25 protein-coding genes and 2 tRNA genes are annotated in these 25,843 nt (G+C 55.4%); 6 read left to right on the forward strand and 21 right to left on the reverse strand.

Translation table 11 applies throughout. The features are described 5' to 3' along the window. Positions 1-14: 14 nt before the first annotated feature. Positions 15-1,052 carry a permease gene (locus tag IB212_RS20225; RefSeq protein WP_041907906.1) on the reverse strand — a complete coding sequence of 346 codons (1,038 nt, stop codon included), beginning with the start codon at positions 1,050-1,052 and terminating at the stop codon, positions 15-17. Positions 1,053-1,092: 40 nt separating this feature from the next. After that, positions 1,093-1,737 (reverse strand): NAD(P)H-binding protein, encoded by a 645-nt coding sequence (locus IB212_RS20230; protein WP_041907904.1) that lies wholly within the window; start codon positions 1,735-1,737, stop codon positions 1,093-1,095. Between the two features lie 128 nt (positions 1,738-1,865). Between IB212_RS20230 and IB212_RS20235 the strand changes: the two genes are divergently transcribed. Then, positions 1,866-2,384: a type 1 glutamine amidotransferase domain-containing protein gene (locus tag IB212_RS20235; RefSeq protein ID WP_028014537.1), complete on the forward strand. Its 519-nt coding sequence runs from the start codon at positions 1,866-1,868 to the stop codon at positions 2,382-2,384. Here IB212_RS20235 and IB212_RS20240 read toward each other — a convergent pair. Continuing rightward, positions 2,364-2,798, reverse strand: a complete 435-nt coding sequence (locus IB212_RS20240) for a YhbP family protein (protein WP_041907902.1) — start codon at positions 2,796-2,798, stop codon at positions 2,364-2,366. The genes IB212_RS20235 and IB212_RS20240 overlap by 21 nt on opposite strands. Positions 2,799-2,812: 14 nt before the next feature. On the opposite strand from IB212_RS20240, the gene IB212_RS20245 reads away from it, so the two are divergent. After that, positions 2,813-3,142, forward strand: a complete 330-nt coding sequence (locus IB212_RS20245) for a GIY-YIG nuclease family protein (protein WP_045260079.1) — start codon at positions 2,813-2,815, stop codon at positions 3,140-3,142. Here IB212_RS20245 and IB212_RS20250 read toward each other — a convergent pair. Continuing rightward, positions 3,129-3,632, reverse strand: a complete 504-nt coding sequence (locus IB212_RS20250) for a GNAT family N-acetyltransferase (RefSeq protein ID WP_041907900.1) — start codon at positions 3,630-3,632, stop codon at positions 3,129-3,131. The two genes, IB212_RS20245 and IB212_RS20250, sit on opposite strands and share 14 nt — an antisense overlap. Further along, complete coding sequence (locus tag IB212_RS20255) at positions 3,626-4,150, reverse strand: SCP2 domain-containing protein (protein WP_041907898.1); 525 nt, start codon at positions 4,148-4,150, stop codon at positions 3,626-3,628. The genes IB212_RS20250 and IB212_RS20255 overlap by 7 nt, the downstream gene beginning before the upstream one ends. A 211-nt stretch (positions 4,151-4,361) precedes the next feature. On the opposite strand from IB212_RS20255, the gene IB212_RS20260 reads away from it, so the two are divergent. From IB212_RS20260 to IB212_RS20270, 3 genes are all read left to right on the forward strand, one after another. Beyond that, positions 4,362-5,357: a peptidase U32 family protein gene (locus IB212_RS20260; RefSeq protein ID WP_014885366.1), complete on the forward strand. Its 996-nt coding sequence runs from the start codon at positions 4,362-4,364 to the stop codon at positions 5,355-5,357. A gap of 7 nt (positions 5,358-5,364) precedes the next feature. After that, positions 5,365-6,243 (forward strand): U32 family peptidase, encoded by an 879-nt coding sequence (locus IB212_RS20265; protein ID WP_041907896.1) that lies wholly within the window; start codon positions 5,365-5,367, stop codon positions 6,241-6,243. Between the two features lie 78 nt (positions 6,244-6,321). Then, positions 6,322-7,329: an LLM class flavin-dependent oxidoreductase gene (locus IB212_RS20270; protein WP_041907895.1), complete on the forward strand. Its 1,008-nt coding sequence runs from the start codon at positions 6,322-6,324 to the stop codon at positions 7,327-7,329. A gap of 84 nt (positions 7,330-7,413) precedes the next feature. On the opposite strand, the gene mtr is transcribed toward IB212_RS20270, so the two are convergent. The 12 genes from mtr to IB212_RS20330 all read right to left on the reverse strand — a co-directional run bounded on the left by mtr (position 7,414) and on the right by IB212_RS20330 (position 21,105). Next, the gene (mtr, locus tag IB212_RS20275) at positions 7,414-8,658 is read right to left on the reverse strand and encodes a tryptophan permease (RefSeq protein ID WP_028014544.1); all 1,245 of its coding nucleotides are present in this window, start codon (positions 8,656-8,658) and stop codon (positions 7,414-7,416) included. Between the two features lie 142 nt (positions 8,659-8,800). Beyond that, positions 8,801-10,696: a DEAD/DEAH family ATP-dependent RNA helicase gene (locus tag IB212_RS20280; protein WP_041907893.1), complete on the reverse strand. Its 1,896-nt coding sequence runs from the start codon at positions 10,694-10,696 to the stop codon at positions 8,801-8,803. Further along, entirely contained in the window at positions 10,689-10,769 is an 81-nt protein-coding gene (yrbN, locus tag IB212_RS20285; RefSeq protein WP_100122156.1) for a protein YrbN, read from the reverse strand. The genes IB212_RS20280 and yrbN overlap by 8 nt, the downstream gene beginning before the upstream one ends. 107 nt (positions 10,770-10,876) lie before the next feature. Beyond that, the gene (gene nlpI / locus IB212_RS20290; protein WP_028014546.1) at positions 10,877-11,761 is read right to left on the reverse strand and encodes a lipoprotein NlpI; all 885 of its coding nucleotides are present in this window, start codon (positions 11,759-11,761) and stop codon (positions 10,877-10,879) included. A gap of 109 nt (positions 11,762-11,870) precedes the next feature. Then, positions 11,871-14,003, reverse strand: coding sequence for a polyribonucleotide nucleotidyltransferase (pnp, locus tag IB212_RS20295; RefSeq protein WP_041907891.1), 2,133 nt, complete (start codon positions 14,001-14,003; stop codon positions 11,871-11,873). A 242-nt stretch (positions 14,004-14,245) separates the two neighbouring features. Then, the gene (rpsO, locus tag IB212_RS20300; RefSeq protein WP_003861789.1) at positions 14,246-14,515 is read right to left on the reverse strand and encodes a 30S ribosomal protein S15; all 270 of its coding nucleotides are present in this window, start codon (positions 14,513-14,515) and stop codon (positions 14,246-14,248) included. A gap of 154 nt (positions 14,516-14,669) precedes the next feature. Then, positions 14,670-15,620 (reverse strand): tRNA pseudouridine(55) synthase TruB, encoded by a 951-nt coding sequence (gene truB / locus IB212_RS20305; protein ID WP_041907889.1) that lies wholly within the window; start codon positions 15,618-15,620, stop codon positions 14,670-14,672. Then, positions 15,620-16,024, reverse strand: coding sequence for a 30S ribosome-binding factor RbfA (gene rbfA / locus IB212_RS20310; RefSeq protein ID WP_041907887.1), 405 nt, complete (start codon positions 16,022-16,024; stop codon positions 15,620-15,622). Before rbfA ends, truB begins: the two co-directional genes overlap by 1 nt. Before the next feature lie 101 nt (positions 16,025-16,125). Then, on the reverse strand, positions 16,126-18,813 hold the full coding sequence (gene infB, locus IB212_RS20315; RefSeq protein ID WP_041907885.1) for a translation initiation factor IF-2: 2,688 nt from the start codon (positions 18,811-18,813) through the stop codon (positions 16,126-16,128). Positions 18,814-18,837: 24 nt separating this feature from the next. Next, complete coding sequence (nusA, locus tag IB212_RS20320) at positions 18,838-20,340, reverse strand: transcription termination factor NusA (protein WP_014885374.1); 1,503 nt, start codon at positions 20,338-20,340, stop codon at positions 18,838-18,840. Positions 20,341-20,368: 28 nt separating this feature from the next. Continuing rightward, positions 20,369-20,821, reverse strand: a complete 453-nt coding sequence (rimP, locus tag IB212_RS20325; protein ID WP_041911947.1) for a ribosome maturation factor RimP — start codon at positions 20,819-20,821, stop codon at positions 20,369-20,371. Between the two features lie 207 nt (positions 20,822-21,028). Continuing rightward, a tRNA-Met gene (locus IB212_RS20330) sits at positions 21,029-21,105 on the reverse strand. Between the two features lie 287 nt (positions 21,106-21,392). Between IB212_RS20330 and argG the strand changes: the two genes are divergently transcribed. Continuing rightward, on the forward strand, positions 21,393-22,739 hold the full coding sequence (argG, locus tag IB212_RS20335) for an argininosuccinate synthase (RefSeq protein WP_041907883.1): 1,347 nt from the start codon (positions 21,393-21,395) through the stop codon (positions 22,737-22,739). Positions 22,740-22,918: 179 nt separating this feature from the next. On the opposite strand, the gene IB212_RS20340 is transcribed toward argG, so the two are convergent. From IB212_RS20340 to folP, 4 genes are all read right to left on the reverse strand, one after another. After that, positions 22,919-23,005: transfer RNA gene (locus IB212_RS20340), tRNA-Leu, on the reverse strand. A gap of 9 nt (positions 23,006-23,014) precedes the next feature. Continuing rightward, positions 23,015-23,347: a preprotein translocase subunit SecG gene (gene secG, locus IB212_RS20345; protein ID WP_003861803.1), complete on the reverse strand. Its 333-nt coding sequence runs from the start codon at positions 23,345-23,347 to the stop codon at positions 23,015-23,017. A gap of 223 nt (positions 23,348-23,570) precedes the next feature. Next, on the reverse strand, positions 23,571-24,908 hold the full coding sequence (gene glmM / locus IB212_RS20350) for a phosphoglucosamine mutase (RefSeq protein ID WP_041907881.1): 1,338 nt from the start codon (positions 24,906-24,908) through the stop codon (positions 23,571-23,573). After that, positions 24,901-25,749, reverse strand: coding sequence for a dihydropteroate synthase (gene folP, locus IB212_RS20355; RefSeq protein WP_041907879.1), 849 nt, complete (start codon positions 25,747-25,749; stop codon positions 24,901-24,903). The genes glmM and folP overlap by 8 nt, the downstream gene beginning before the upstream one ends. Between the last annotated feature and the right edge of the window lie 94 nt (positions 25,750-25,843).

Here is a 25,843-nt window from a genome sequence, read left to right on the forward strand (position 1 = left end):
CCACCGGGCTTTTTTTACATCAACGCAATACTCCCCACCATCACTCCGCTCAACGCCACCAGCCCCGCCGTCAGCCACAGCGCTTTCGCCGGGAAAGACTTACGCAGCATGATGAGCGACGGCAGGCTGATTGCCGGCAAGGTGATAAGCAGCGCCAGCGCCGGTGCGGTACCCATACCGGCCAGCATCATGGTCTGGACAATCGGAATTTCTGCCGCCGTGGGGATCACAAACAGGCAGCCTGCAACGGCCATCGCAATCACCCACATCAGCGTGTTGTCGATCGTGCCATCCGCATGCGGGAATAGCCAGACGCGCGCCGCGCCCAGAACCAATACCGCCAGGATATAGACCGGAATGGTGCTCCAGAAAAGCTGCCACAACGCCTTACCCCAGCGAGTGAAGAAACCGCCCTGCGGTTCGCTGACGTCCAGTTCAACGGCTGCGGGTTCGACGGCAGTATCCTTCACCAGTTTTTGTACCAGCGTCGCCACCACCAGCACCGTCAGCAGCCCGGCAACCAGACGGATAGCGGCAAAATGCCAGCCGAGCACAAAGCCCATAAACACCAGCGTCGCCGGGTTGAGCAGCGGGTTCCCCATCCAGAATGCCAGCGCACCGCCCATGGATACGCGCTGGCGGCGCATACCCGCCGCTACCGGTGCGGCACAGCAGGAGCACATCATGCCCGGCAGAGAGAAAATCGTCCCCAGCAGCGTGCCCTGAAAGCGCGGCTGCCCGAGTGTTTTCACCAGCCAGTTTCGCGGAATAAGTACCTGAATCAGCGATCCCAGGATTACCCCTAAGACGGCAGCTTTCCACACCGCCAGGAAGTAGACCATGGCGTAATCCCATGCCGCCTTTAGCGGGCTGGCATCAGCCTGAGCGAGTATAGATTTACCGATGCTGTGCGTTTCGGCGGCGGTGAAGGCTTTGCCGTAGTACGGCTGCCATTTCACATACCAGAGGCCAATGATGACCACGAGAAAGAAGAGTGCGGGCTTCCACCATTGGACAGGTGTTGCCGCCTGAGATGAAGACTGACCAGTCATACCATTCCCCGGAGAGTGTTATTTAATAAGCCGGAGAAGTTTACGCCTCGCCCTGCGCGATTTCACGAAGTTTTGCCGAAGGGATGATATTGACGCCCTCCTGCGACGGTGCCAGCGCCTCTTTCAGCATCGCCTGCGCGACGTCCCGTGCCTCGATGGACTTCCAGTTACCCGGCAGGATGCGAAACAGCGGGGCGAAGAAGGATTCGTTAAAACGCCGTTCGTCGCGGTGGCCCATCAGCATGGAAGGCCGCACGATAGTCAGGCGCTCCCACTTCTGCGCAATCAGCGCCTCTTCCATTTTGCCCTTCACCTGATTGTAAAAAAACGGTGAGCCGGTGCTGGCTCCGTGCGAGCTCACCACCAGGAAATGTTTTGCCCCCAGCTTTTTCGCCGTCAGGGCGGTATCCACCACCAGCGTGTAGTCCGCATGAATGAACGCTTCTTTACTGCCCGCCTCACGCCGCGTCGTGCCCAGGCAGCAAAAGGCGATATCTATAGGATCCTGCACCTGCGCCAGCGCGTCGGTGAGCTGGGGATCGTGCGGGTTATAGACGCCAGTGATATCCAACAGCGGGCGGCGCGTCGGGGCGGCAATATAGTTGATATGCCGGTCCTGGATCAGCAACCGCAGCAGATGTCCCCCCACCAGCCCGGTTGCGCCGGTAATCAGTACCTGACTCATCTTATCCCCTTTACAGAATTGTCCGTTTGCGATCTGGACCTGCTCTACCACACTTAAAAGTCTGTTACCGGTAAGTATTTACCACAAACGGGAAAAAAACAGTCTGAAGCGAAAACAACGGAGGAAGCATGGGTAAAAAAATCGCAGTCTTGATTACCGACGAGTTTGAAGATTCAGAATTTACGTCGCCAGCTGAGGCATTCCGCAAGGCAGGCCACGAGGTCATCACCATTGAGAAAGAAGCGGGTAAAACCGTGAAGGGCCACAAGGGCGAAGCCAGCGTGACCATCGATGAGTCCATCGATAACGTCAGCCCGTCAGATTTCGACGCCCTGCTGTTACCGGGCGGCCATTCACCGGATTCCCTGCGCGGGGACGAGCGTTTCGTCACCTTTACCCGTGACTTCGTCGGCACCGGCAAGCCGGTCTTTGCCATCTGCCACGGCCCGCAGCTGCTGATCAGCGCTGAAGTGGTCCGCGGGCGTAAGCTTACGGCGGTGAAACCGATCGTTATCGATCTGAAAAACGCAGGGGCCGAGTTTTACGATCAGGAGGTGGTCAACGATAACGACCAGCTGATCACCAGCCGGACCCCGGACGATCTCCCGGCGTTTAACCGCGAAGCGCTACGCCTGCTCGGTGCGTAGCCAGTGAAGCTTTTTACCAAAGCCCAGGGTGTTGTCGGTAAATTTCAGCTCATCAACGCGGATTTCCCACACCGGGGCTTTTAGCGCAGCAGCAACCGGGAAGCGGCGCGTGTAGCGTTTACGCTGTGCGTCGCTTTCTTCACCTTCCAGGCGACGAATCTCACCTTTGAACTGCACGCCGCGGATCAGCGCGACGGTTTTGGGCTGGCCGTTGACCGTGCCCGCCACTTTTGCCTGCTGGCCGGTCATCTGGGCATGCCGCGTTTTGTCCTCACTCATGACGTAAAAAGCGACGCGTTCAGGATCGTAGTAGTAAAAGGCGTTGGCGCACCACATTTCGCCCTCGCTATATACGCACCAGGTCACGACGTGCTGCTTTGCCAGCCAGCGGTTAATGGCGGCCAGTGTTTCCATTTTCGTTCTCTCTCATGCTATGGTGCGTTCACCTTAACATACTGAATCTGTTTACCGTGTGCTGGTTTCTCTATCTTGTCCGAACCGCTGATAACGCACTCTACACCGGGATCACCACCGATGTGGCGCGGCGTTTTTTACAACATCAAACGGGGAAAGGGGCAAAAGCGCTGCGGGGGAAAGGCGAACTGCAGCTGGCTTTTTCTGCCGCCGTGGGGGACAGATCGCTGGCACTCAGGCTGGAGTACCGTATTAAGCAGCTAACGAAGCGCCAGAAGGAGCGCCTCGTGACCGGAGACGGCTCCTTTGAGGCGCTACGCGAGAGCCTGATTAAAAGCGATTAAAATGGTCGTGGTAGTCCACCAGACCATTTACGCCGTTCAGGGCATCATCCGCCAGGCGATGCACCTGGAAGGCGGATTCGGTACCCGGCCAGCGGCAGCGAAGATCGTAATGCGCGGCCTGCTCGAAGCCTAAACGGCCATAGAACGCCGGATCGCCCAGCGTGACCACGGCGGCATAACCAAACTCATTCAGCGAGTCCAGCCCTTCATAGACCAGCTGGCGCGCCAGGCCCTGCCCGCGGTAGTTTTCATCTACCGCCAGCGGTGCCATGCCCACCCACTGAAGATCTTCACCCTGAACGATCACCGGGCTGAAGGCAACATAGCCGACAACCTGACCTTCGTCATCGGTGGCAACCAGCCCCAGCGTGATCAGGCCGTCTTCACGGAGATCGTGGACCAGTTGGGCTTCCGCATCGCTCTCAAAAGAGCGGCGTAATAACGCATCGATACCCGGTGCATCAATCCCTATTTCGACTCGAATCAGCATGGCTCACCTACTGAAGTGTGTTTACTGTCCGGCGGGGATTTCAGCCCCGCCTCAACGAAATCTGCCATTTGCATCAACATCACGCGCAGCGCTTTCGGCATCTGCTCCAGCTCAATGGCATCCATTAAATTCTTAACGTACAGGCCAAGCTCCGTGTCGCCTTCAATCACCAGACGGCGCTGGAAGAAAAGTGTGTCCGGGTCCTGCTTACGCGCGGCAATCATCAGCAGGTCGCTGGCGTTGGCGCTAAAGCTCACGTCCGCCTCGGCGATTTCACGGACGATCAGCTGGTCATTCTCAACGGAGGTAAACCAGCGCAGCCCGATGTCACGCACCTCAATGCTCAACCAGCGCCCTTCCAGAAACTCCAGCTCGCCATCCTGCAGCGCCTGGCGGAACTGCCAGCTCAGGACCTGCTCCAGCACCTGACGTTTAAGCGCGAACGGCGCCAGCCTGACCGGCACGCTCAGCATTGATGGGCCAAATTGTACGAGACGTGAACGCAGTTTATCCAGCACGAGCTTTACTCCCTGATAGCTATAGTCCCGCTATTTTGCCACATCCGTTCCAGAACATAGCGGCGTAAATCAACAAACCATCGTCGGACGTACCCCATTATTGGTGCCATCAATACGCCATTAGCTGCCTTAAATCAAAAATTGTCGCGTATGGGTTAATTAAAATCCCAGCTCGTTAACAATTTTGCTATCGACTACATCAGGATAATTTATGGAGCTGCTCTGCCCTGCCGGAAACCTTCCGGCGCTTAAGGCGGCCATCGAGAATGGGGCCGATGCGGTCTATATCGGGCTGAAAGATGACACCAACGCCCGCCATTTTGCTGGCCTTAACTTTACGGAGAAAAAGCTTCAGGAAGCCGTTAACTTCGTTCATCAGCACCGCCGCAAGCTGCATATTGCCATCAACACGTTTGCCCATCCTGACGGTTACGCCCGCTGGCAGCGCGCGGTGGACATGGCAGCACAGCTGGGCGCCGATGCGTTAATCCTGGCCGACCTCGCCATGCTTGAGTATGCGGCAGAACGCTATCCGCATATTGAGCGCCACGTCTCTGTTCAGGCATCTGCCACCAACGAAGAGGCGGTGCGTTTTTACCATCAACACTTTGACGTCGCTCGCGTGGTGCTGCCGCGCGTGCTCTCTATTCATCAGGTTAAGCAACTCGCGCGCGTCACGCCAGTGCCGCTGGAGGTTTTTGCCTTTGGTAGTCTGTGCATCATGGCCGAAGGCCGTTGCTATCTTTCTTCTTACTTAACCGGTGAATCGCCGAATACCGTCGGGGCCTGCTCCCCTGCCCGCTTCGTCCGCTGGCAGCAGACCCCACAGGGGCTGGAGTCGCGTCTGAATGAAGTTCTGATCGACCGCTATCAGGACGGTGAAAACGCGGGTTATCCGACACTGTGCAAAGGCCGCTACCTGGTCGACGGCGAGCGCTACCACGCGCTGGAAGAGCCCACCAGCCTTAATACGCTGGAGCTGCTGCCGGAGCTGCTGGCCGCCAATATTGCCTCGGTGAAAATTGAAGGTCGCCAGCGCAGTCCGGCCTATGTGAGCCAGGTGGCGAAAGTGTGGCGTCAGGCCATCGACCGCTGCATGGCGGACCCGCAGAACTACGCCCCACAGGCGGCGTGGATGGAGACGCTCGGATCGATGTCCGAAGGCACGCAAACCACGCTGGGCGCGTATCACCGTAAATGGCAGTGAGAAAACCATGAAATATTCATTAGGGCCGGTGCTCTACTACTGGCCAAAAGAGACGCTGGAAGATTTTTATCAACAGGCCGCCACCAGCAGCGCCGATGTGATTTACCTCGGTGAAGCAGTGTGCAGCAAACGCCGCGCCACCAAAGTGGGCGACTGGCTGGAGATGGCGAAAAGCCTGGCCGGGAGCGGCAAGCAGGTGGTGCTGTCAACGCTCGCGCTGGTGCAGGCTTCGTCCGAACTGGGCGAGCTGAAGCGCTACGTCGAAAACGGTGAGTTTCTGCTGGAGGCGAGCGACCTGGGGGTAGTGAACATGTGCGCCGAACGCAGGCTGCCGTTTGTCGCAGGCCATGCGCTGAACTGCTATAACGCCGTCACCCTGCGCCTGCTGCTCAAACAGGGAATGACCCGCTGGTGCATGCCGGTGGAGCTCTCCCGTGACTGGCTGGCAAACCTGCTGAATCAGTGCGACGAGCTGGGCATTCGCCATCAGTTCGAAGTGGAAGTGCTGAGCTACGGTCATCTGCCGCTGGCCTACTCTGCCCGCTGCTTCACCGCGCGATCGGAAGACCGCCCGAAAGATGAATGTGAAACCTGCTGCATCAAGTACCCGAACGGGCGCAGCATGCTGTCGCAGGAGAACCAGCAGGTATTCGTCCTGAACGGCATTCAGACCATGAGCGGTTACGTCTATAACCTCGGCAACGAACTGGCGTCGATGGACGGACTGGTGGACATGGTGCGCCTGTCGCCGCTGGATACCAGCGTTTTCGCGATGCTGGACGCCTTCCGCGCCAACGAAAACGGCGCGTCGCCGCTGCCGCTGGCGGCAAACAGCGACTGCAACGGTTACTGGAAACGTCTGGCCGGGCTGGAACTTCAGGCCTAAAAAAGGCTCACTTTGTTAACAACGGTTATCATTTTTTAATGCAGTATTAAAGATTGACCGTCGACAAAGTGAGCTGTTATGACTGACAAAACCCTTCCGTTTTCGGTGCTGGATCTGGCGCCGATCCCACAAGGCTCCTCGGCAAGAGAAGCCTTCACGCACTCTCTCGATCTGGCTCAGCTGGCCGAAAAGCGTGGCTATCGCCGCTACTGGCTGGCAGAACATCACAACATGGTCGGCATTGCCAGCGCCGCTACATCGGTGCTGATTGGCTACCTGGCAGCGAATACCACCACTTTGCACCTTGGCTCCGGTGGCGTAATGCTGCCGAACCACGCCCCGCTGGTGATTGCCGAGCAGTTCGGGACACTGAACACCCTCTATCCGGGCCGTATTGACCTGGGGCTTGGCCGCGCGCCGGGCAGCGACCAGCCGACCATGCGCGCCCTGCGCCGCCATATGAGCGGCGATATCGATAACTTCCCGCGCGACGTGGCGGAACTGGTGGACTGGTTCGACGCGCGCGATCCGAACCCGCACGTGCGCCCGGTGCCGGGCTATGGCGAGAAGATCCCGGTGTGGCTGTTAGGCTCAAGCCTGTATAGCGCGCAGCTCGCCGCGCAGCTGGGGCTGCCGTTCGCGTTCGCCTCCCACTTCGCGCCGGATATGCTGCATCAGGCGCTGCACCTCTACCGTACGAACTTCAAACCGTCCGAGCGTCTGGAGAAGCCGTACGCAATGGTGTGTATCAACATCATTGCCGCTGACAGCAATCGCGACGCGGAATTCCTGTTTACCTCTATGCAGCAGGCGTTTGTGAAGCTGCGCCGCGGCGAGACGGGCCAGTTGCCGCCTCCGGTGGAAAATATGCATCAGCTGTGGTCGGCCTCCGAGCAGTATGGCGTGCAGCAGGCGTTGAGCATGTCGCTGGTGGGTGATAAGGCAAAAGTGCGTCACGGGCTGGAAGCAGTGCTGCGTGAAACGCAGGCGGATGAAATTATGGTCAACGGCCAGATTTTCGATCACCAGGCGCGTTTGCATTCGTTTGACCTGGCGATGCAGGTGAAAGAAGAATTGGTGGGGTAGTTTTTTGCCGGATGGCGGCTTCGCCTTATCCGGCCTACGCGATCCCTGTAGGCCCGGTAAGCGTAGCGCCACCGGGCAATGTGTTTACTGGTACACAGGCAACAGGTTAAAGCTCGACAGCACGTGAACCAGCGCGTTACCCACCCCAAATACCAGGATCAGCGCAATCATCGGTTTACCGCCCCAGACGCGGAATTTCGGGCTGCCGAAGCGTTTACGTGATTTACGTGCCAGCAGCGCCGGCACAATCGCCGCCCAGATGGTGGCCGCCAGCCCTGCATAGCCGATGGCGTACAGGAAACCGTTCGGCCACAGCAGACCGCCGACAATCGGCGGCAGGAAGGTCAGCAGCGCCGTCTTGAAACGCCCCATCGCAGAATCGTCAAAGCCAAACAGATCCGCCAGGTAGTCAAACAGGCCCAGCGTCACACCGAGGAATGAACTCGCCACCGCAAAGTTGGAGAAGACCACCAGCAGCAGATCCAGACTGCGGCTGTTCAGTACGCCGCTTAGCGCCTGCACCAGCACGTCAATGTTACCGCCCTTTTGCGCAATGCCGATAAACTCCGGGCGCGGGATGTTGCCCATTGTCCCCAGCAGCCAAATCACATACAGCCCAAGCGCCAGCAGCGTGCCGTAGACCAGGCACTTCACGATGGTGCGCGGATCTTTGCCGTAGTACTTCATCAGGCTCGGCACGTTGCCGTGGTAGCCGAACGACGCCAGACAGAACGGCAGGGTCATTAGCAGATACGGCGTGTAGGAGGTATTAACTTCCGCAACGTTAAACAGCGTGGCGGGCGTAACGTGGCCCAGCAGGCTGCCGAAGGTCAGGAAGAAGGTGATGACCTTCGCGCCCAGCACAATCGCCGTCATGCGGCTCACCGCTTTGGTGCTCATCCAGACGATAAACGCCACGCCCAGCGCAAAGCAAAGCCCGGCCAGACGCGCCGGAACGTTCAGCGACATCTCCGAAAAGGTGTGATGCAGAATCGAGCCGCTTGCTGAGATGTACGCGTAGGTCAGGATGTAGAGCACAAATGCGATGGAAAGGCCGTTCACCAGGTTCCAGCCTTTGCCCAGCAGATCTTTGGTGATGGTGTCGAAGCTGGAGCCAATGCGGTAGTTCAGGTTCGCTTCAAGGATCATCAGGCCGGAATGCAGCATGCAGAACCAGGTGAACACCAGCGCGGCCAGCGACCAGAAGAACCACGCACCGGACATGACCACGGGCAGGGAAAACATCCCGGCACCTATAATGGTTCCGCCGATGATCACCACGCCGCCAAGCAGCGAAGGTGACGTTTGGGTGGTGGTTAGTGTCGCCATACAGCCTTTTCTCCAGTTAATTATGCGGTTCTGCATTTTAGTGCGATGCACTGTACCAGTACAAGAGTACAAAGGGAATAAAAAAAGCCCCGATAGCGTGTATCGGGGCTGTATATTTTACTTTACGTCAGAAGCGAAAGGCTTACGCGTCACCAAAACGACGACGGCTGGTGCCTTCTTCACGACGTGGGCCACGGCTTTCGCGGCGCTCGCCGGAGAAACGACGACCTTCACCACCGCGACCTTCACTGCGACCGCCTTCACGACGCTCGCCGCCGAAACCGCGACCACCGCCACGACGTTCGCCACCGCGGTCAGGACGTGGCTGTGCATCGCCCAGCAGCTGCATGTTCATCGGCTTGTTCAGGATGCGGGTGCGAGTAAAGTGCTGCAGTACTTCGCCCGGCATGCCTTTTGGCAGTTCGATGGTAGAGTGGGATGCGAACAGCTTGATGTTACCAATGTAACGGCTGCTGATGTCGCCTTCGTTAGCAATCGCGCCAACGATGTGACGAACTTCAACACCATCATCACGGCCCACTTCAATGCGGTACAGTTCCATGTCGCCAGCGTCACGACGCTCACGACGTGGACGGTCTTCACCACCACGCTCTGGACGGTCGCCGCGTGGACCACGGTCGTTACGGTCGCCACGACGTTCGAAACGATCGTCACGGTCACGGAACTCACGCTTAGGACGCATCGGTGCATCTGGTGGCACGATCAGGCTACGTTCGCCCTGAGCCATTTTCAGCAGTGCTGCAGCCAGAGTTTCCATGTCCAGCTCTTCGCCTTCAGCGACAGGCTGGATCTGCGACAGCAGCGCGCGGTACTGATCCAGATCGCTGCTTTCCAGCTGCTGCTGTACTTTCGCGGCGAATTTTTCCAGACGGCGTTTGCCCAGCAGATCTGCGTTTGGCAGGTCGGCTTCTGGAATGGTCAGCTTCATGGTGCGTTCAATGTTGCGCAGCAGACGACGCTCGCGGTTCTCAACGAACAGCAGCGCACGGCCAGCACGACCCGCACGACCGGTACGACCGATACGGTGAACGTAAGACTCGGAATCCATCGGGATGTCGTAGTTCACAACCAGGCTGATACGCTCAACGTCCAGACCACGTGCTGCCACGTCGGTTGCAATCAGGATATCCAGACGACCGTCTTTCAGACGCTCCAGCGTCTGCTCACGCAGGGCCTGGTTCATGTCGCCGTTCAGCGCTGCGCTGTTGTAGCCGTTACGCTCCAGCGCTTCAGCCACTTCCAGGGTCGCATTTTTGGTACGCACGAAGATAATCGCCGCATCAAAATCTTCCGCTTCCAGGAAACGGACCAGCGCTTCGTTTTTGCGCATGCCGTACACGGACCAGTAGCTCTGGCTGATGTCCGGGCGAGTGGTCACGCTGGACTGAATACGCACTTCCTGCGGCTCTTTCATGAAGCGGCGGGTAATGCGACGGATCGCTTCTGGCATGGTTGCAGAGAACAGAGCGGTCTGGTGACCTTCCGGGATCTGGGCCATGATGGTTTCTACGTCTTCGATGAAGCCCATACGCAGCATTTCATCTGCTTCATCCAGTACCAGGCCGCTCAGTTTAGAGAGGTCCAGAGTACCGCGCTTCAGGTGATCCAGCAGACGGCCCGGCGTACCGACGACAATCTGTGGGCCCTGGCGCAGGGCGCGTAACTGCACGTCATAACGCTGGCCGCCGTAAAGGGCTACCACGTTTACGCCGCGCATATGTTTAGAGAATTCCGTCATTGCTTCAGCAACCTGAACAGCCAGTTCACGAGTTGGAGCCAGGACGAGGATCTGCGGTGCACGCAGGTCCGGATCGATGTTGTTCAGCAGCGGCAGCGAGAACGCTGCAGTTTTACCGCTACCAGTCTGGGCCATGCCCAGCACGTCACGACCTGAAAGCAGATGCGGGATACATTCTGCCTGGATCGGAGATGGTTTTTCGTAACCCAGATCGTTAAGGGCTTCAAGGATAGGAGCCTTCAGGCCCAGATCTGCAAAAGTGGTTTCGAATTCAGCCATGTAGTACGAGTGCCTCAATGTCAATGGCGGCCAGTCTACTTAGCTCATCGTGAAAATGATTAGCAATTTTCATTGAAAAGTGTGAACCGGCTCAAAGTAGGTGTATTGACGAACAACAACGCCCTCACCAGTGAAGGTGATGGCAATCAAAAGATTACGGGCTGATGTTTATGTCGTCAGCTATTGCTGGTCCGATTCTGCCAGGTCGTCTTGCTCCTGGCCCAAGAGCGATAATTCCAACAATGCATAACGGTGCTCAACGAAGTTATGTACGTTGTTAGCAACCGCTAATTTGAACAGTGCCGTAGCGCTGTCCATATCCCCCAGACTTAGGTAGTACTTACCTAAATAGAAGTTGGTTTCACTGAGATGCTCAGCGAGCGAGGTGTTATCCGTTGCGTCCGCCTTGAGGCGTTCCATCAGCGTTGCTTCGCTAATGTTGCCCAGGTAGAACTCGACAATGTTCCATCCCCACTGTTCCTTATCCGATTTCTCGAAGCGCTGTTGTAGTGCTTCTTTTGCCTGCTTCTCATCGAGCTTCCGCTCAACGATGTAAAGCCACAGGCTACGGAAAGGATCATTAGGATCGTCTTGATAAAACGCCAGCAGATCATCTTGCGCTAACTTATCACGACCGCCGTAATACAATGCGATACCGCGATTCAAGTGCGCGTAGTTGTAAGTTGGATCAAGCTCAAGTACAGAATCAAACGCTTCATAGGCAGCATCAAAATTGCCTGCCTGCGTTAAATAAATGCCTAAGTAATTGAATACTTCTGGCATATCAGGTCGGATAGCCAGCGCTTGTGAAAAATCATTTCGCGCTAATGCCCTCAGACCGAGACTATCATACAACACTCCGCGCTCATATAAAAGCTGTGCGCGTTCGTCATCGGTTAAAGCCCGACTGGCAAGTATTTGTTCCATGCGTGCCAGAATCACTTCCTGCTGCAAAGTCGGTTGCAATGGCACTGCGAGGACTTCGCTCTTACGCCAGGCAGAGTTGCTGCATCCTGCCAGCGTTAAAGCTGTCGCAACGAAACACCAGCGCAAAAAAGGCTTCATTTCCCACTCCCGAAGACAACTATTGGATGAACGTCCTGTCCCCCGGCGGCTTAACAAGGCGTCCTGCCTGATAATAAACCCTCCGCAGAAGCGGAGGGCAAATGCTACCTTACTCGCCTTGTTCTGCGGCTGGCGCTTCTGGCGCAGCGGCAGGAGACTGCTCGGTTGCTTCTTTAATGCTCAGACGGATACGGCCCTGACGGTCAACTTCCAGAACCTTAACCGGCACTTCCTGACCCATCTGCAGGTAATCGGTCACTTTCTCAACGCGCTTGTCAGCGATTTGAGAGATGTGAACCAGACCTTCTTTACCGCCACCGATGGCAACGAACGCACCAAAGTCAACGATACGGGTCACTTTACCCGCGTAGACGCGGCCCACTTCGATTTCAGCAGTGATTTCTTCGATGCGACGGATCGCGAATTTCGCTTTCTCGCCGTCGGTTGCTGCGATCTTCACAGTACCGTCATCTTCGATTTCGATGGTGGTGCCAGTCTCTTCGGTCAGCGCGCGGATAACAGAACCGCCCTTACCGATAACATCTTTGATCTTGTCTGGATTGATCTTGATGGTGTGAATACGCGGAGCGAATTCAGAGATATCACCGCGTGGCGCGTTGATAGCCTGTTCCATCACGCCCAGGATGTGCAGACGCGCACCTTTAGCCTGGTTCAGAGCAACCTGCATGATCTCTTTGGTGATACCTTCAATTTTGATATCCATCTGCAGGGCAGAGATACCGTCGCGGGAACCCGCTACTTTGAAGTCCATATCGCCCAGGTGGTCTTCGTCACCCAGAATGTCAGACAGAACAACGAAGTTGTCGCCTTCTTTCACCAGACCCATTGCGATACCCGCAACGGCGGCTTTGATCGGCACGCCTGCATCCATCAGCGCCAGAGAGGCACCACATACGGAAGCCATGGAAGAAGAACCGTTGGATTCGGTGATTTCAGAAACCACGCGAACGGTGTACGGGAATTTGTCAGCTTCCGGCATCACTGCCAGCACGCCGCGCTTCGCCAGACGACCGTGACCAATTTCACGACGCTTCGGTGAGCCAACCATACCGGTTTCGCCCACAGAGTACGGAGGGAAGTTGTAGTGGAACAGGAAGTTGTCAGTACGCTCGCCCATCAGTTCATCGATGATCTGCGCGTCACGTGCGGTACCCAGGGTTGCGGTAACCAGCGCCTGCGTTTCACCACGGGTGAACAGCGCAGAACCGTGAGTACGCGGCAGTACGCCCGTGCGTACGTCCAGACCACGAATCATGTCTTTTTCACGGCCATCGATACGCGGCTCGCCTGCCAGTACGCGGCTACGAACAACGTTTTTCTCGATAGCGTGCAGAATTTCGCCAATTTCGTTAGCGTCCAGCGTTTCGTCTTCGGCAACCAGGGTCGCGGTTACTTCAGATTTGATCGCGTCAACCTGAGCGTAACGCTCCTGTTTGTCGGTGATTCGGTAAGCGTCGCTCAGACGAGATTCTGCCAGTGCCGCAACGCGTGCGTTCAGCGCGTCGTTTGCTGCTTCTGGCTGCCAGTCCCAACGTGGCTTACCGGCTTCTTTCACCAGGTCGTTGATGTTCTGGATTACAATCTGCTGCTGCTCGTGACCGAACACCACAGCGCCCAGCATCTGGTCTTCGCTCAGCAGTTCAGCTTCGGATTCAACCATCAGCACAGCCGCTTCAGTACCGGCAACAACCAGGTCCAGCTTACTTTCTTTCAGCTCTTCCTGAGTTGGGTTCAGCACGTACTGGTCGTTGATGTAACCGACGCGCGCGGCACCGATTGGGCCATTGAATGGAATACCAGACAGTGACAGGGCAGCGGAGGCACCGATCATCGCAACGATGTCCGGGTTAACCTGTGGGTTAACGGAAACAACGGTCGCAATAACCTGCACTTCGTTAACGAAGCCTTCCGGGAACAGCGGACGAACCGGGCGGTCAATCAGACGCGCGATCAGGGTTTCGCCTTCGCTTGGACGGCCTTCACGACGGAAGAAGCCACCCGGGATTTTACCGGCAGCGTAGGTACGCTCCTGGTAGTTAACGGTCAGCGGGAAGAAGTCCTGACCTGGTTTAGCTTTTTTCTGGCCCACAACGGTAACGAATACCGCGGTGTCATCCATGCTTACCATAACGGCAGCAGTCGCCTGGCGTGCCATCATGCCGGTTTCCAGCGTGACGGTATGTTGACCATACTGGAATTTACGAACGATCGGATTCAGCAAAATTCTATCCTTTCTTAAATGTATGACAGCACACCGCCGGCGTGCTGTCGATTTAACCCGACCTTCTTCGCATCCTCGCGACTAATGACAACCGACACCCCCATGGGTGAAGCCTCTCATTAGCCGCGCGAACCTCTGCAATGAAGATCATTTATAGCAACAATACAATAGTTTCCATTGAATTGCTGCCGTCTGGTTGAAAAAAGGGGCCATCAGGCCCCCTTTTCTGAAACTCGCAAGACTTAGCGACGCAGACCCAGACGCTCGATCAGCGCGGTGTAGCGTGCAACATCTTTACGCTTCAGGTAGTCGAGCAGTTTACGACGCTGAGAAACCATGCGCAGCAGACCACGACGGCTGTGGTGATCTTTTTTGTGCTCTGCAAAGTGACCCTGCAGGTGGTTAATCTGTGCAGTCAGCAGTGCAACCTGAACTTCGGTAGAACCGCTGTCGTTAGTACCACGACCAAACTCAGAAACGATTTTAGCTTTAGCTTCAACGCTTAGAGACATTTTCAAACTCCAAAGTATAAAAAATGTAAGGGTGCCGATCTCTAATTCAGCGACCCCATGTACGCCCCGCAGATTGTTAAACAATTTACCGGGCGTTAAGCGGCGATATTCTACTCGTCTCCCCTGCTTATCGCAAGGTGAGGCGTAATCACCGTCACGCGTCGACCGGATATTCGACGACCAGACGACGCGGCGCAACGCGCCCTTCACCGTCCATTTCGCCCATACCGATGAATTTCCCTTCGTCACCTTCCGTCACGCGTACCAGTCCATCCAGCGGCGCATCCGCCGTACGAACCGGGTTTCCGTTCTTAAAGTAAACGGACGATGTTAAAGGAAGATTAACGATCGGGAAGTCCGCTGCCGGACTGTCCATTGGCATCAGCAGTGGATCCAGCAAATCTGCTGGTTCCACTCCCTGCGCTTGTGCCTGCTCAGCCAGCGCGCGCAGCTGCTCAAGCGTAACCATGCGTTCCACCGGATATTTACTGACCGCCAGACGACGCAGGTAGATCACATGCGCGCCGCAGCCCAGCTTTTCACCCAGGTCGTCGATGATGGTGCGAATATAGGTCCCCTTCGAACAGTGGACTTCCAGCTCCAGCTCGTCACCTTCGTGGCGAATGAACAGCAGCTCATACACGGTTATCGGACGCGCTTCGCGCGGGACGTCAATTCCCTGGCGCGCATATTCGTAAAGCTTCTTGCCCTGATATTTCAGCGCCGAATACATCGACGGCACCTGCATCGTGTCCCCGCGGAAGCTCTCCAGCACCGCATCAAGCTGTTCGGCGCTGAAGGTCACCGGGCGCTCTTCAACAACCTGACCATCCGCGTCGGAAGTATCCGTACGCTGGCCCAGCTTAGCGATAACGCGGTAGCGTTTATCGGAATCGAGCAGGTACTGGGAAAACTTTGTCGCTTCACCCAGGCAAATCGGCAGCATGCCGGTCGCCAGCGGATCCAGTGCGCCGGTGTGGCCCGCACGGTTAGCGTTATAAATACGCTTCACTTTTTGCAGCACGTCGTTGCTGGATGCACCCTGTGGTTTATCCAGCAGCAGCACGCCATGCACGTCGCGACCGCGACGACGAGGACGACTCATCAGTCCTCCTTGCTGTCGTCCGTCGGGTTAACACGACGTTCGTCGTCATGTTTCACCACGCTGGTCACCAGGTTGGACATGCGCATACCTTCGACCAGCGAGTTGTCGTAGAAGAAGGTCAGCTCGGGAACAATACGCAGGCGCATCGCTTTGCCGAGCAGAGAGCGGATGAAACCAGAGGCTTCCTGCAGTGCTTTAATGCCGTTCTTCACCGCCGCTTCGTCCTGATCGTTCAGGAAGGTCACGAACACTTTGGCATAGGCCAGGTCACGAGACATTTCCACGCCAGAGACGGTGGTCATCATACCGATACGCGGGTCTTTGATTTCGCGTTGCAGGATGAGAGCGATCTCTTTCTGCATCTCCTGCGCCACGCGCTGTGGGCGACCAAATTCTTTCGCCATAATAAATTCTCCAGACAAAAAAGGGGCTAAAAGCCCCTTTTAAAATTATTGCCGGGTGGCACGAGGCGATCCCGGCCTACATATGGACTTATCCCTAAGGATTAGTCGATGCTGCGTTGAATCTCGATGATTTCGAACACTTCGATCATATCGCCAACGCGAACGTCGTTGTAGTTCTTAACGCCGATACCACATTCCATGCCGTTACGGACTTCGTTAACGTCATCTTTGAAGCGGCGCAGGGATTCCAGCTCGCCTTCGTAGATAACCACGTTGTCACGCAGTACGCGGATTGGGTTGTGACGCTTGATGGTACCTTCGGTAACCATACAGCCCGCGATCGCACCGAATTTCGGTGATTTGAACACGTCACGCACTTCAGCCAGACCGATGATCTGCTGTTTCAGCTCAGGAGACAGCATACCGCTCATCGCGGCTTTCACTTCGTCGATCAGGTTATAGATGACGGAGTAGTAGCGCAGATCCAGGCTTTCCGCTTCGATCACGCGGCGAGCAGATGCATCAGCACGCACGTTGAAGCCAACCAGGATAGCGTTGGATGCCGCAGCCAGGGTTGCGTCGGTTTCGGTGATACCACCTACGCCAGAACCGATGATCTTCACTTTCACTTCGTCGGTAGACAGTTTCAGCAAGGAGTCGGAGATCGCTTCCACAGAACCCTGAACGTCTGCTTTCAGAACGACGTTCACTTCGTGAACTTCGCCTTCAGCCATGTTCGCAAACATGTTCTCAAGTTTAGATTTCTGCTGACGCGCCAGCTTAACTTCACGGAATTTGCCCTGACGATACAGTGCCACTTCACGCGCTTTCTTCTCGTCACGCACAACGGTCACTTCATCACCGGCAGCCGGAACACCGGACAGACCCAGGATTTCCACTGGAATGGACGGACCTGCTTCCAGCACTTCCTGACCCAGTTCGTTACGCATCGCACGAACGCGACCGTATTCGAAGCCACACAGAACGATGTCGCCCTTGTTCAGCGTACCTTCGCGAACCAGAACCGTTGCAACCGGACCACGACCTTTATCCAGGAAGGATTCGATTACCGCACCGCTCGCCATACCTTTACGAACGGCTTTCAGCTCCAGAACTTCGGCCTGAAGCAGGATAGCGTTCAGCAGGTCGTCGATACCAGTACCCGCTTTTGCAGATACAGGGATGAACTGCGCTTCGCCGCCCCACTCTTCCGGCATAACGCCGTACTGAGACAGTTCGTTCTTCACGCGGTCCAGATCGGCTTCTGGCTTATCGATTTTGTTGACCGCAACAACCAGAGGCACCTGCGCCGCTTTCGCGTGCTGGATAGCTTCAATGGTCTGTGGCATAACGCCATCGTCTGCTGCAACAACCAGTACAACGATATCCGTAGCCTGAGCACCACGAGCACGCATTGAGGTGAACGCTGCGTGGCCTGGGGTATCCAGGAAGGTGATCATGCCGTTTTCGGTTTCTACGTGGTAAGCACCGATGTGCTGGGTAATACCACCCGCTTCGCCGGAGGCAACTTTCGTAGAACGAATGTAGTCGAGCAGAGAGGTTTTACCGTGGTCAACGTGACCCATGATGGTCACAACCGGTGCACGCGGTTCAGCCGCAGCGCCAGTGTCACGGTCGCTCATTACTGCTTCTTCCAGCTCGTTTTCACGACGCAGGATAACTTTGTGGCCCATCTCTTCGGCAACCAGCTGTGCGGTTTCCTGGTCGATAACCTGGTTGATGGTCGCCATTGCGCCCAGCTTCATCATCGCTTTGATGACCTGAGAGCCTTTAACCGCCATCTTGTTCGCCAGATCGCCAACGGTGATGGTTTCGCCAATCACGACGTCACGGTTAACCGCCTGAGCTGGCTTCTGGAAGCCCTGCTGCAGAGAGGAACCTTTACGCTTACCGCCTTTACCACCGCGAACCGCTGCACGAGCTTCTTCGCGGTCAGCTTTAGATTCAGCGTGTTTGTTACCTTTCTTAGCCGGACGCGCGGCTTTTGCATTACGACCACGGCCACGGCCGCCTTCTACTTCACGGTCGTTATCATCTTCAGCCTGACGCGCATGCTGAGAAGTGGTCACGTGATAGTCGCTGGTGTCTTCAGTCGGTTCAGCGGTATTCACGCCATTCTTCTCGTTTTCTTCTGCCATACGGCGCGCTTCTTCAGCGACGCGGCGAGCTTCTTCTTCCAACTTACGGCGGGCTTCTTCTTCCGCTTTACGCTTCAGCTCGGCAGCTTCATTTTCACGGCGGGCTTTTTCAGCCTGGGCGGTTTTGGTCATTTCGTCTGTCTGTTGATTGCTCACTTTGTCTTTTTCCGCAGCGTCACGCTTCACTTTATCACTGGCGTCGCGTTTCGCTTTTTCTGCGGCCTCACGTTCAGCTTTTAATTCTGCTTCACGTTTGGCGGCTGCTTCCGCCTCACGCTGAGCTTGTTCTTCCGCTTCACGCTGTGCCTGCTCTTCCGCGGCAAGGCGTTCTGCCTCTTGCGGATCACGTTTTACAAAGGTGCGCGTCTTGCGGACTTCAATTTGTACCGATTTGCTTTTGCCACCGGTACCAGGAATGTTTAACGTGCTGCGCGTTTTGCGCTGCAGCGTTAACTTGTCAGGCGTAGAACCGTGTTCGCGGTTCAGGTGCGTTAACAAGGTTTGTTTTTCTTGCGCGGTCACCGAGTCATCAGCGGACTTCGGGATCCCTGCATCAGCAAATTGCTGTACCAGGCGGTCCACGGAGGTCTGAATCTCAGCAGCCAGCGATTTTACAGTTACATCAGTCATGCTGTTCCTTCCTGCTACAGTTTATTACGCTTCGTCGCCGAACCAGCAAATATTACGTGCGGCCATGATGAGTTCGCCGGCTTTCTCGTCGGTTAAACCTTCGATATCGGCCAGGTCATCAACGCCTTGCTCAGCGAGATCTTCCAGCGTACAAACACCACGGGCAGCCAGCTTGAACGCAATCGCACGATCAAGACCTTCCAGATTCAGCAGGTCATCAGCCGGCTTCTTATCGCCAAGGCTTTCTTCCTGAGCCAGTGCCAGGGTGGTCAGTGCGTTTTTAGCGCGTTCACGCAGGGCTTCAACGGTTGGCTCATCCAGACCGTCAATTTCCAGCAGCTCTTTCATTGGCACATAGGCCAGTTCTTCCAACGTAGAGAAACCTTCTTCGACCAGAACAGTGGCGAAGTCTTCGTCAATGTCGAGGTATTTGGTGAAGGTATCGATCGCCGCATGGGCTTCAGCCTGATGCTTAGCCTGCAGGTCATCAACGGTCATGACGTTGAGTTCCCAGCCGCTCAGCTGTGACGCCAGGCGTACGTTCTGACCGTTACGGCCAATCGCCTGCGCCAGGTTGCCCGCTTCAACAGCGATATCCATGGTGTGTTTGTCTTCGTCAACAACGATAGACGCGACATCAGCCGGAGCCATTGCGTTGATCACGAACTGCGCCGGGTTGTCGTCCCACAGAACGATATCAATACGCTCGCCGCCCAGTTCGGTAGAAACCGCCTGAACGCGCGCGCCGCGCATACCGACGCAAGCACCGACCGGATCGATACGCTTGTCGTTGGTTTTCACCGCAATTTTCGCACGAGAGCCTGGATCGCGAGCTGCTGCTTTGATCTCAATAACTTCTTCGCCGATTTCCGGCACTTCGATGCGGAACAGTTCAACCAGCATTTCTGGTTTAGAACGGGTCACGAACAGCTGTGCACCACGCGCTTCAGGGCGCACGGCGTACAGAACACCACGAATACGGTCGCCCGGGCGGAAGTTTTCACGCGGCAGCATGTCTTCACGCAGGATCACGGCTTCAGCGTTGCCCGGCATCCCTTCGGATTTAATTTCCAGAGAGATGTTGTCACGGTTCACTTTCTTCACCACGCCAGTGATGATTTCGCCTTCCTGATCGCGGAACTGATCGACAACCAGCGCGCGCTCGGCTTCGCGCACTTTCTGCACGATAACCTGCTTAGCGGTCTGGGTGGTGATACGGTCGAAGGTCACAGATTCAATCTGATCTTCAACGTAGTCACCCACGTTCAGACTTTCGTCTTCAAAACGTGCCGCTTCCAGGGTGATCTCTTTGGTCGGCTGGGTCACTTCTTCAACGATTACCCAACGACGGAATGTATCGAAGTCACCGCTTTTACGATCGATTTCTACGCGAACATCGATCTCTTGTTCGTATTTTTTCTTGGTTGCTGTAGCCAGTGCACTTTCCAGCGCTTCGAAAATTTTCTCACGCGGCAGTGATTTCTCGTTGGAGACGGCTTCAACAACAGCCAAAATTTCTTTGTTCATCGCGGGCTTTTCACCTCAATCCAGACTGTTAAAAGTGGGGAACCAGGTTCGCCTTCTGGATATTACTCAGCGCGAACACTTCTTCTTTGCCTTCGACTGTTACCGTGATCATTTCACCATCAACGGCTTTGATAATTCCCTGCCATTTACGGCGGTTCTGTACGGCCATACGCAGAACGAGAGCCACTTCTTCACCGGTAAAGCGCACATAGTGCTCGGCCGTGAACATCGGGCGATCCAGGCCAGGTGAGGAAACTTCCAGGTTGTACGCAACGGTAATCGGGTCTTCAACATCAAGAACCGCACTCACCTGGTGGCTGACATCAGCACAATCATCAACATTGATGCCATCTTCACTATCAATATAGATGCGCAGCGTCGATGTACGGCCGCGAACGAATTCGATGCCGACCAGTTCGTAGCCCAGTGCTTCGACCGGTGCAGTAATCATCTCTGTTAATTTTTGCTCTAATGTGGACAAGCCCACCCCCAAGACATAAAAAAAGGGCGTAAAGCCCAGTTATTCTGTAGTCAGATAACAAAAAACCCCGATAAATCGGGGCTTTAGATAACTGAACCCTATAGCCACAACTGTGGCCTGGAGCACTCTCCGAAAGAATTTTTTCAAATCCAGCTACGAAGGCTCTAAGTCTTCACAGTATATTTGAAAAAGAACTTTATGGGAAAGTGGTTGCGGGGGCCGGATTTGAACCGACGACCTTCGGGTTATGAGCCCGACGAGCTACCAGGCTGCTCCACCCCGCGCCTGAAACGTGGCAAATTCTACGCGTTTTGGACAGAATTTGCAAATAATGCTGGGATTTGGTACCGAAGACGGGACGTAAAATCGGCGTTTAGTATATTGATAGTTGACCCCACCTGTCAACCCAGCTTCCGCCAGAGAGAACAGACCAAATTTTTTACAAAAAACGCATGAGTCTCTTCCGGTATTCGATAAAAGATGATTAAATGAATACTCACTTATTTTGCATAAAAATGCACAAGAGAACGAAAGCGGTCTCTAATCAGTCAATCAAGCAGGGTTTTATTCTATGACGACGATTCTCAAGCATCTTCCGGTAGGACAACGTATTGGCATCGCTTTCTCAGGCGGCCTGGATACCAGCGCTGCACTGCTGTGGATGCGCCAGAAGGGAGCTGTTCCGTATGCATATACTGCGAACCTGGGTCAGCCGGATGAGGACGATTACGATGCTATTCCTCGTCGCGCTAAAGAGTATGGCGCAGAAAACGCGCGACTGATTGACTGCCGTAAGCAACTGGTTGCTGAAGGTATCGCCGCTATTCAGTGCGGTGCGTTCCATAACACCACAGGCGGCCTGACCTATTTCAACACCACCCCGCTGGGTCGGGCCGTCACCGGCACCATGCTGGTTGCCGCCATGAAAGAAGATGGCGTAAACATCTGGGGTGACGGCAGCACCTATAAAGGCAACGATATCGAACGTTTCTATCGTTATGGCCTGCTGACCAACGCGGAGCTGCAGATCTACAAGCCGTGGCTGGACACCGACTTCATCGACGAGCTGGGTGGTCGTCATGAAATGTCCGAGTTTATGATCGCCTGCGGTTTTGACTATAAGATGTCCGTCGAGAAAGCCTACTCCACCGACTCCAACATGCTGGGCGCGACGCACGAAGCGAAGGACCTGGAATTCCTGAACTCCAGCGTGAAGATCGTTAACCCGATCATGGGCGTGAAGTTCTGGGACGAGAGCGTGAAGATCCCGGCAGAAGAAGTGACCGTGCGTTTCGAACGTGGTCATCCGGTTGCCCTGAACGGAAAGACCTTCTCTGGCGACGTTGAACTGATGCTGGAAGCAAACCGCATCGGCGGCCGTCACGGTCTGGGCATGAGCGATCAGATTGAAAACCGTATCATCGAAGCGAAAAGCCGCGGTATCTATGAAGCTCCGGGGATGGCGCTGCTGCACATCGCTTACGAGCGTCTGCTGACCGGTATTCACAACGAAGATACCATCGAGCAGTATCATTCTCATGGTCGTCAACTGGGCAAACTGCTGTATCAGGGTCGCTGGTTCGATCCGCAGGCGCTGATGCTGCGTGACGCGCTGCAGCGTTGGGTAGCGAGCGCGATCACCGGTGAAGTGACCCTGGAACTGCGTCGTGGTAACGACTACTCCATTCTTAACACCGTGTCGGACAACCTGACCTATAAAGCCGAGCGTCTGACCATGGAAAAAGGTGAGTCTGTGTTTTCTCCGGACGACCGTATTGGTCAGTTGACCATGCGTAACCTGGACATCACCGATACCCGTGAGAAACTGTTCAACTACGTTGAGAATGGTCTGCTCTCTGCGAATTCCGGTAACGGCCTGCCGCAGGTTGAAAACCTGGAGAATAACGATAAGAAGTAATCGCTGATGTAACATGCAAAAGGCGCCCAATGGGCGCCTTTTTGTTTGGTTTTTGTAGGGCGGGTAAGCGCAGCGCCACCCGCCATTTTGCCCGGTGGCGCTGCGCTTAACGGGCCTACGAAAGGCAAAAGCTACAGACGAAAAAAAAGACGTCTTGCGACGTCTTTCTTCTGGAATATTGGTACCGAGGATGGGACTCGAACCCACAAGCCCGTTAGGGCACTACCACCTCAAGGTAGCGTGTCTACCAATTCCACCACCTCGGTACGGAATACTTACTGCGGGATATCGCTGGTTGGCTTAGCCGGTGCAGCTGGCTGAGTCTGCTCAGTTTTTGCTGGCGCGCTCAGGTTTTCCCACTCGCTTCCTTTGCTGGTCTTGTTGCTGTTGATATTGCCCAGCACCAGACTGATGATGAAGAACAGCGTAGCCAGAATCGCCGTCGTGCGGGTCATGAAGTTCGCAGAACCACTTGAACCGAACAGCGTACCGGAAGCGCCTGCTCCGAAGGAGGCTCCCATATCAGCGCCTTTACCTTGCTGCAGCATAATCAGCGCTACGAGAGCGATGGCTACAATAAGGAAAATAACTAAAAGAGCTTCGTACATAATCAACCTGTTCCTTGCGGATTTGCCGCATACCAATGCTTCGACCAATTAGCAGGATTTTTGTTTCCCACTGAAGCGGGTGTGAATACTAACCAAAGCGAATCACCTTCGCAAGGGCATTTTCGACGCATTGTATCAACTGCGGAAAAAAACAGCAAAAAGCCATTAATTGCTTAAAACAAAGGCGGCAAACGCCGCCTTTTTAAACATTTAGCATGCAAGATTATGCAGCTTTTACGGCATCAGCAATACGGTGCGCAAATTCGGTGACCTGCGCTTCGTCTTCGCCTTCCACCATCACGCGGATCAGTGGTTCGGTACCGGACTTACGCAGCAGCACGCGTCCACGGCTGCCCAGGGCCGCTTCAACCTCAGCCATCACCGCTTTCACGTTGTCATTTTCCAGCGGATCGCCTTTACCCGCAGTGAAACGCACGTTCACCAGGATCTGCGGGAACATTTTCATCCCGCTGCACAGATCGTGCAGGCTCATATGGTTGCGCGCCATCGCGGCAACCACCTGAAGCGCGGCAACAATGCCGTCACCGGTAGTGGTTTTGTCGAGCAGGATCACGTGGCCGGAGTTCTCAGCACCAATGCGCCAGCCCTTCTCCTGCAGCTTTTCCAGCACGTAGCGGTCGCCCACTTTCGCGCGAACAAACGGAATACCGAGCTGTTTCAGCGCCAGCTCCAGACCCATGTTGCTCATCAACGTCCCAACCGCGCCGCCGCGCAGCTGCCCCTGGCGCAGGCCTTCACGGGCAATGATGTAGAGGATCTGATCGCCGTCGACTTTATTACCTTCGTGGTCAACCATGATCACGCGGTCACCGTCGCCGTCCAGGGCAATACCCAGATCGGCTTTTTCCGCCAGCACGCGCGCCTGCAGGGCGCGCACGTCCGTCGCCCCGACTTCTTCGTTAATATTCAGACCATCCGGCTCGCAGCCGATGGCGATCACTTTCGCACCCAGCTCGCGGAAGACATTCGGCGCGATGTGATAGGTCGCACCGTTCGCACAGTCCACCACAATTTTAAGATGCGCCAGGCTCAGCTCGTTCGGGAAGGTGCCTTTGCAGAATTCGATATAACGACCCGCCGCATCGACGATACGGTTCGCTTTACCCAGCTCGGCGGAATCAACACAGGTGATCTCTTTTTCCATTTCGGCTTCAATGGCCTCTTCCACTTCGTCCGGCAGCTTAGTGCCGTCAATGGAGAAGAACTTGATGCCGTTGTCGTAGAACGGGTTATGAGACGCCGAGATCACAATTCCCGCTTCCGCGCGGAAGGTGCGCGTAAGGTAGGCAACAGCAGGCGTTGGCATTGGGCCAGTAAAAGAGGCTGAAAGCCCTGCAGCCGCCAGACCCGCTTCCAACGCAGATTCCAGCATATAGCCCGAAATACGGGTATCTTTACCAATAATGATCTTACGTGAGCCATGACGCGCCAGCACCTTGCCGGCAGCCCAGCCGAGCTTCAGAACAAAATCAGGGGTAATTGGAGCATCGCCTACGCGCCCACGGATACCATCGGTACCAAAATACTTACGATTACTCATAGCGTTTGTTTTCCTTCGCTGCCAGTGTGGCTTCCACCACACGCATGGCTTCTACTGTTTCTTTGACGTCATGGACACGGATAATGTGCGCGCCTTGCATCGCCGCAATTACCGCGCAGGCCAGGCTGCCACTCAGGCGCTCGCTCGGTCCTACATTCAGCAATTGACCAATCATCGACTTTCTCGACATACCCACCAGCAGCGGCAGACCAAAGTGATGAAATTCCGATAAGCGAGCAAGCAACGCATAATTGTGTGAGAGATTTTTACCGAAACCGAACCCCGGGTCGAGCAGCAATTTCTCTTTTGCGATACCTGCACGCTCACAGCGTTCAATATGCTCAATAAAGAAGCGATTCACGTCGGCAAAGACATCATCATACTTCGGCGCTTCCTGCATGGTTTTCGGTTGCCCCTGCATGTGCATCAGGCATACCGGCAGGCCGGTTTCTGCAGCGGCCTCGATCGCACCCGGTTCGGTCAGCGAGCGGATATCATTGATAATGTGAGCGCCCACTCTCGCCACTTCACGGATCACTTCTGGTTTGGACGTGTCGACGGAGATCCACACCTCGAAACGTTGCGCGATTGCCTCAACCACCGGCACCACGCGCGCCAGCTCTTCTTCCACCGAAACATCTGCCGCGCCGGGACGCGTCGATTCACCGCCCACATCAATGATGGTGGCACCCGCGTTGATCATTAGATTTGCGTGCTTAACCGCGTCGATAAGCGTGTTATGCGTGCCGCCGTCAGAGAAGGAGTCAGGGGTAACATTCAGGATCCCCATCACGTGCGGATGTGAAAGATCGAGAAGCGTGTCCTGGGCGAAGAGTTTCATGGTTAAATCCCTGGTTTTAGTATGGTTTAACGGAAAAGAAAAACCCCGGAGCAAGCTCCAGGGTTTGGGGTACAGACAAACGCTTCAACAGCAG

The organism is Enterobacter sp. E12 (genome assembly GCF_014596715.2).
In the GTDB taxonomy this organism is placed as follows: domain Bacteria; phylum Pseudomonadota; class Gammaproteobacteria; order Enterobacterales; family Enterobacteriaceae; genus Enterobacter; species Enterobacter bugandensis.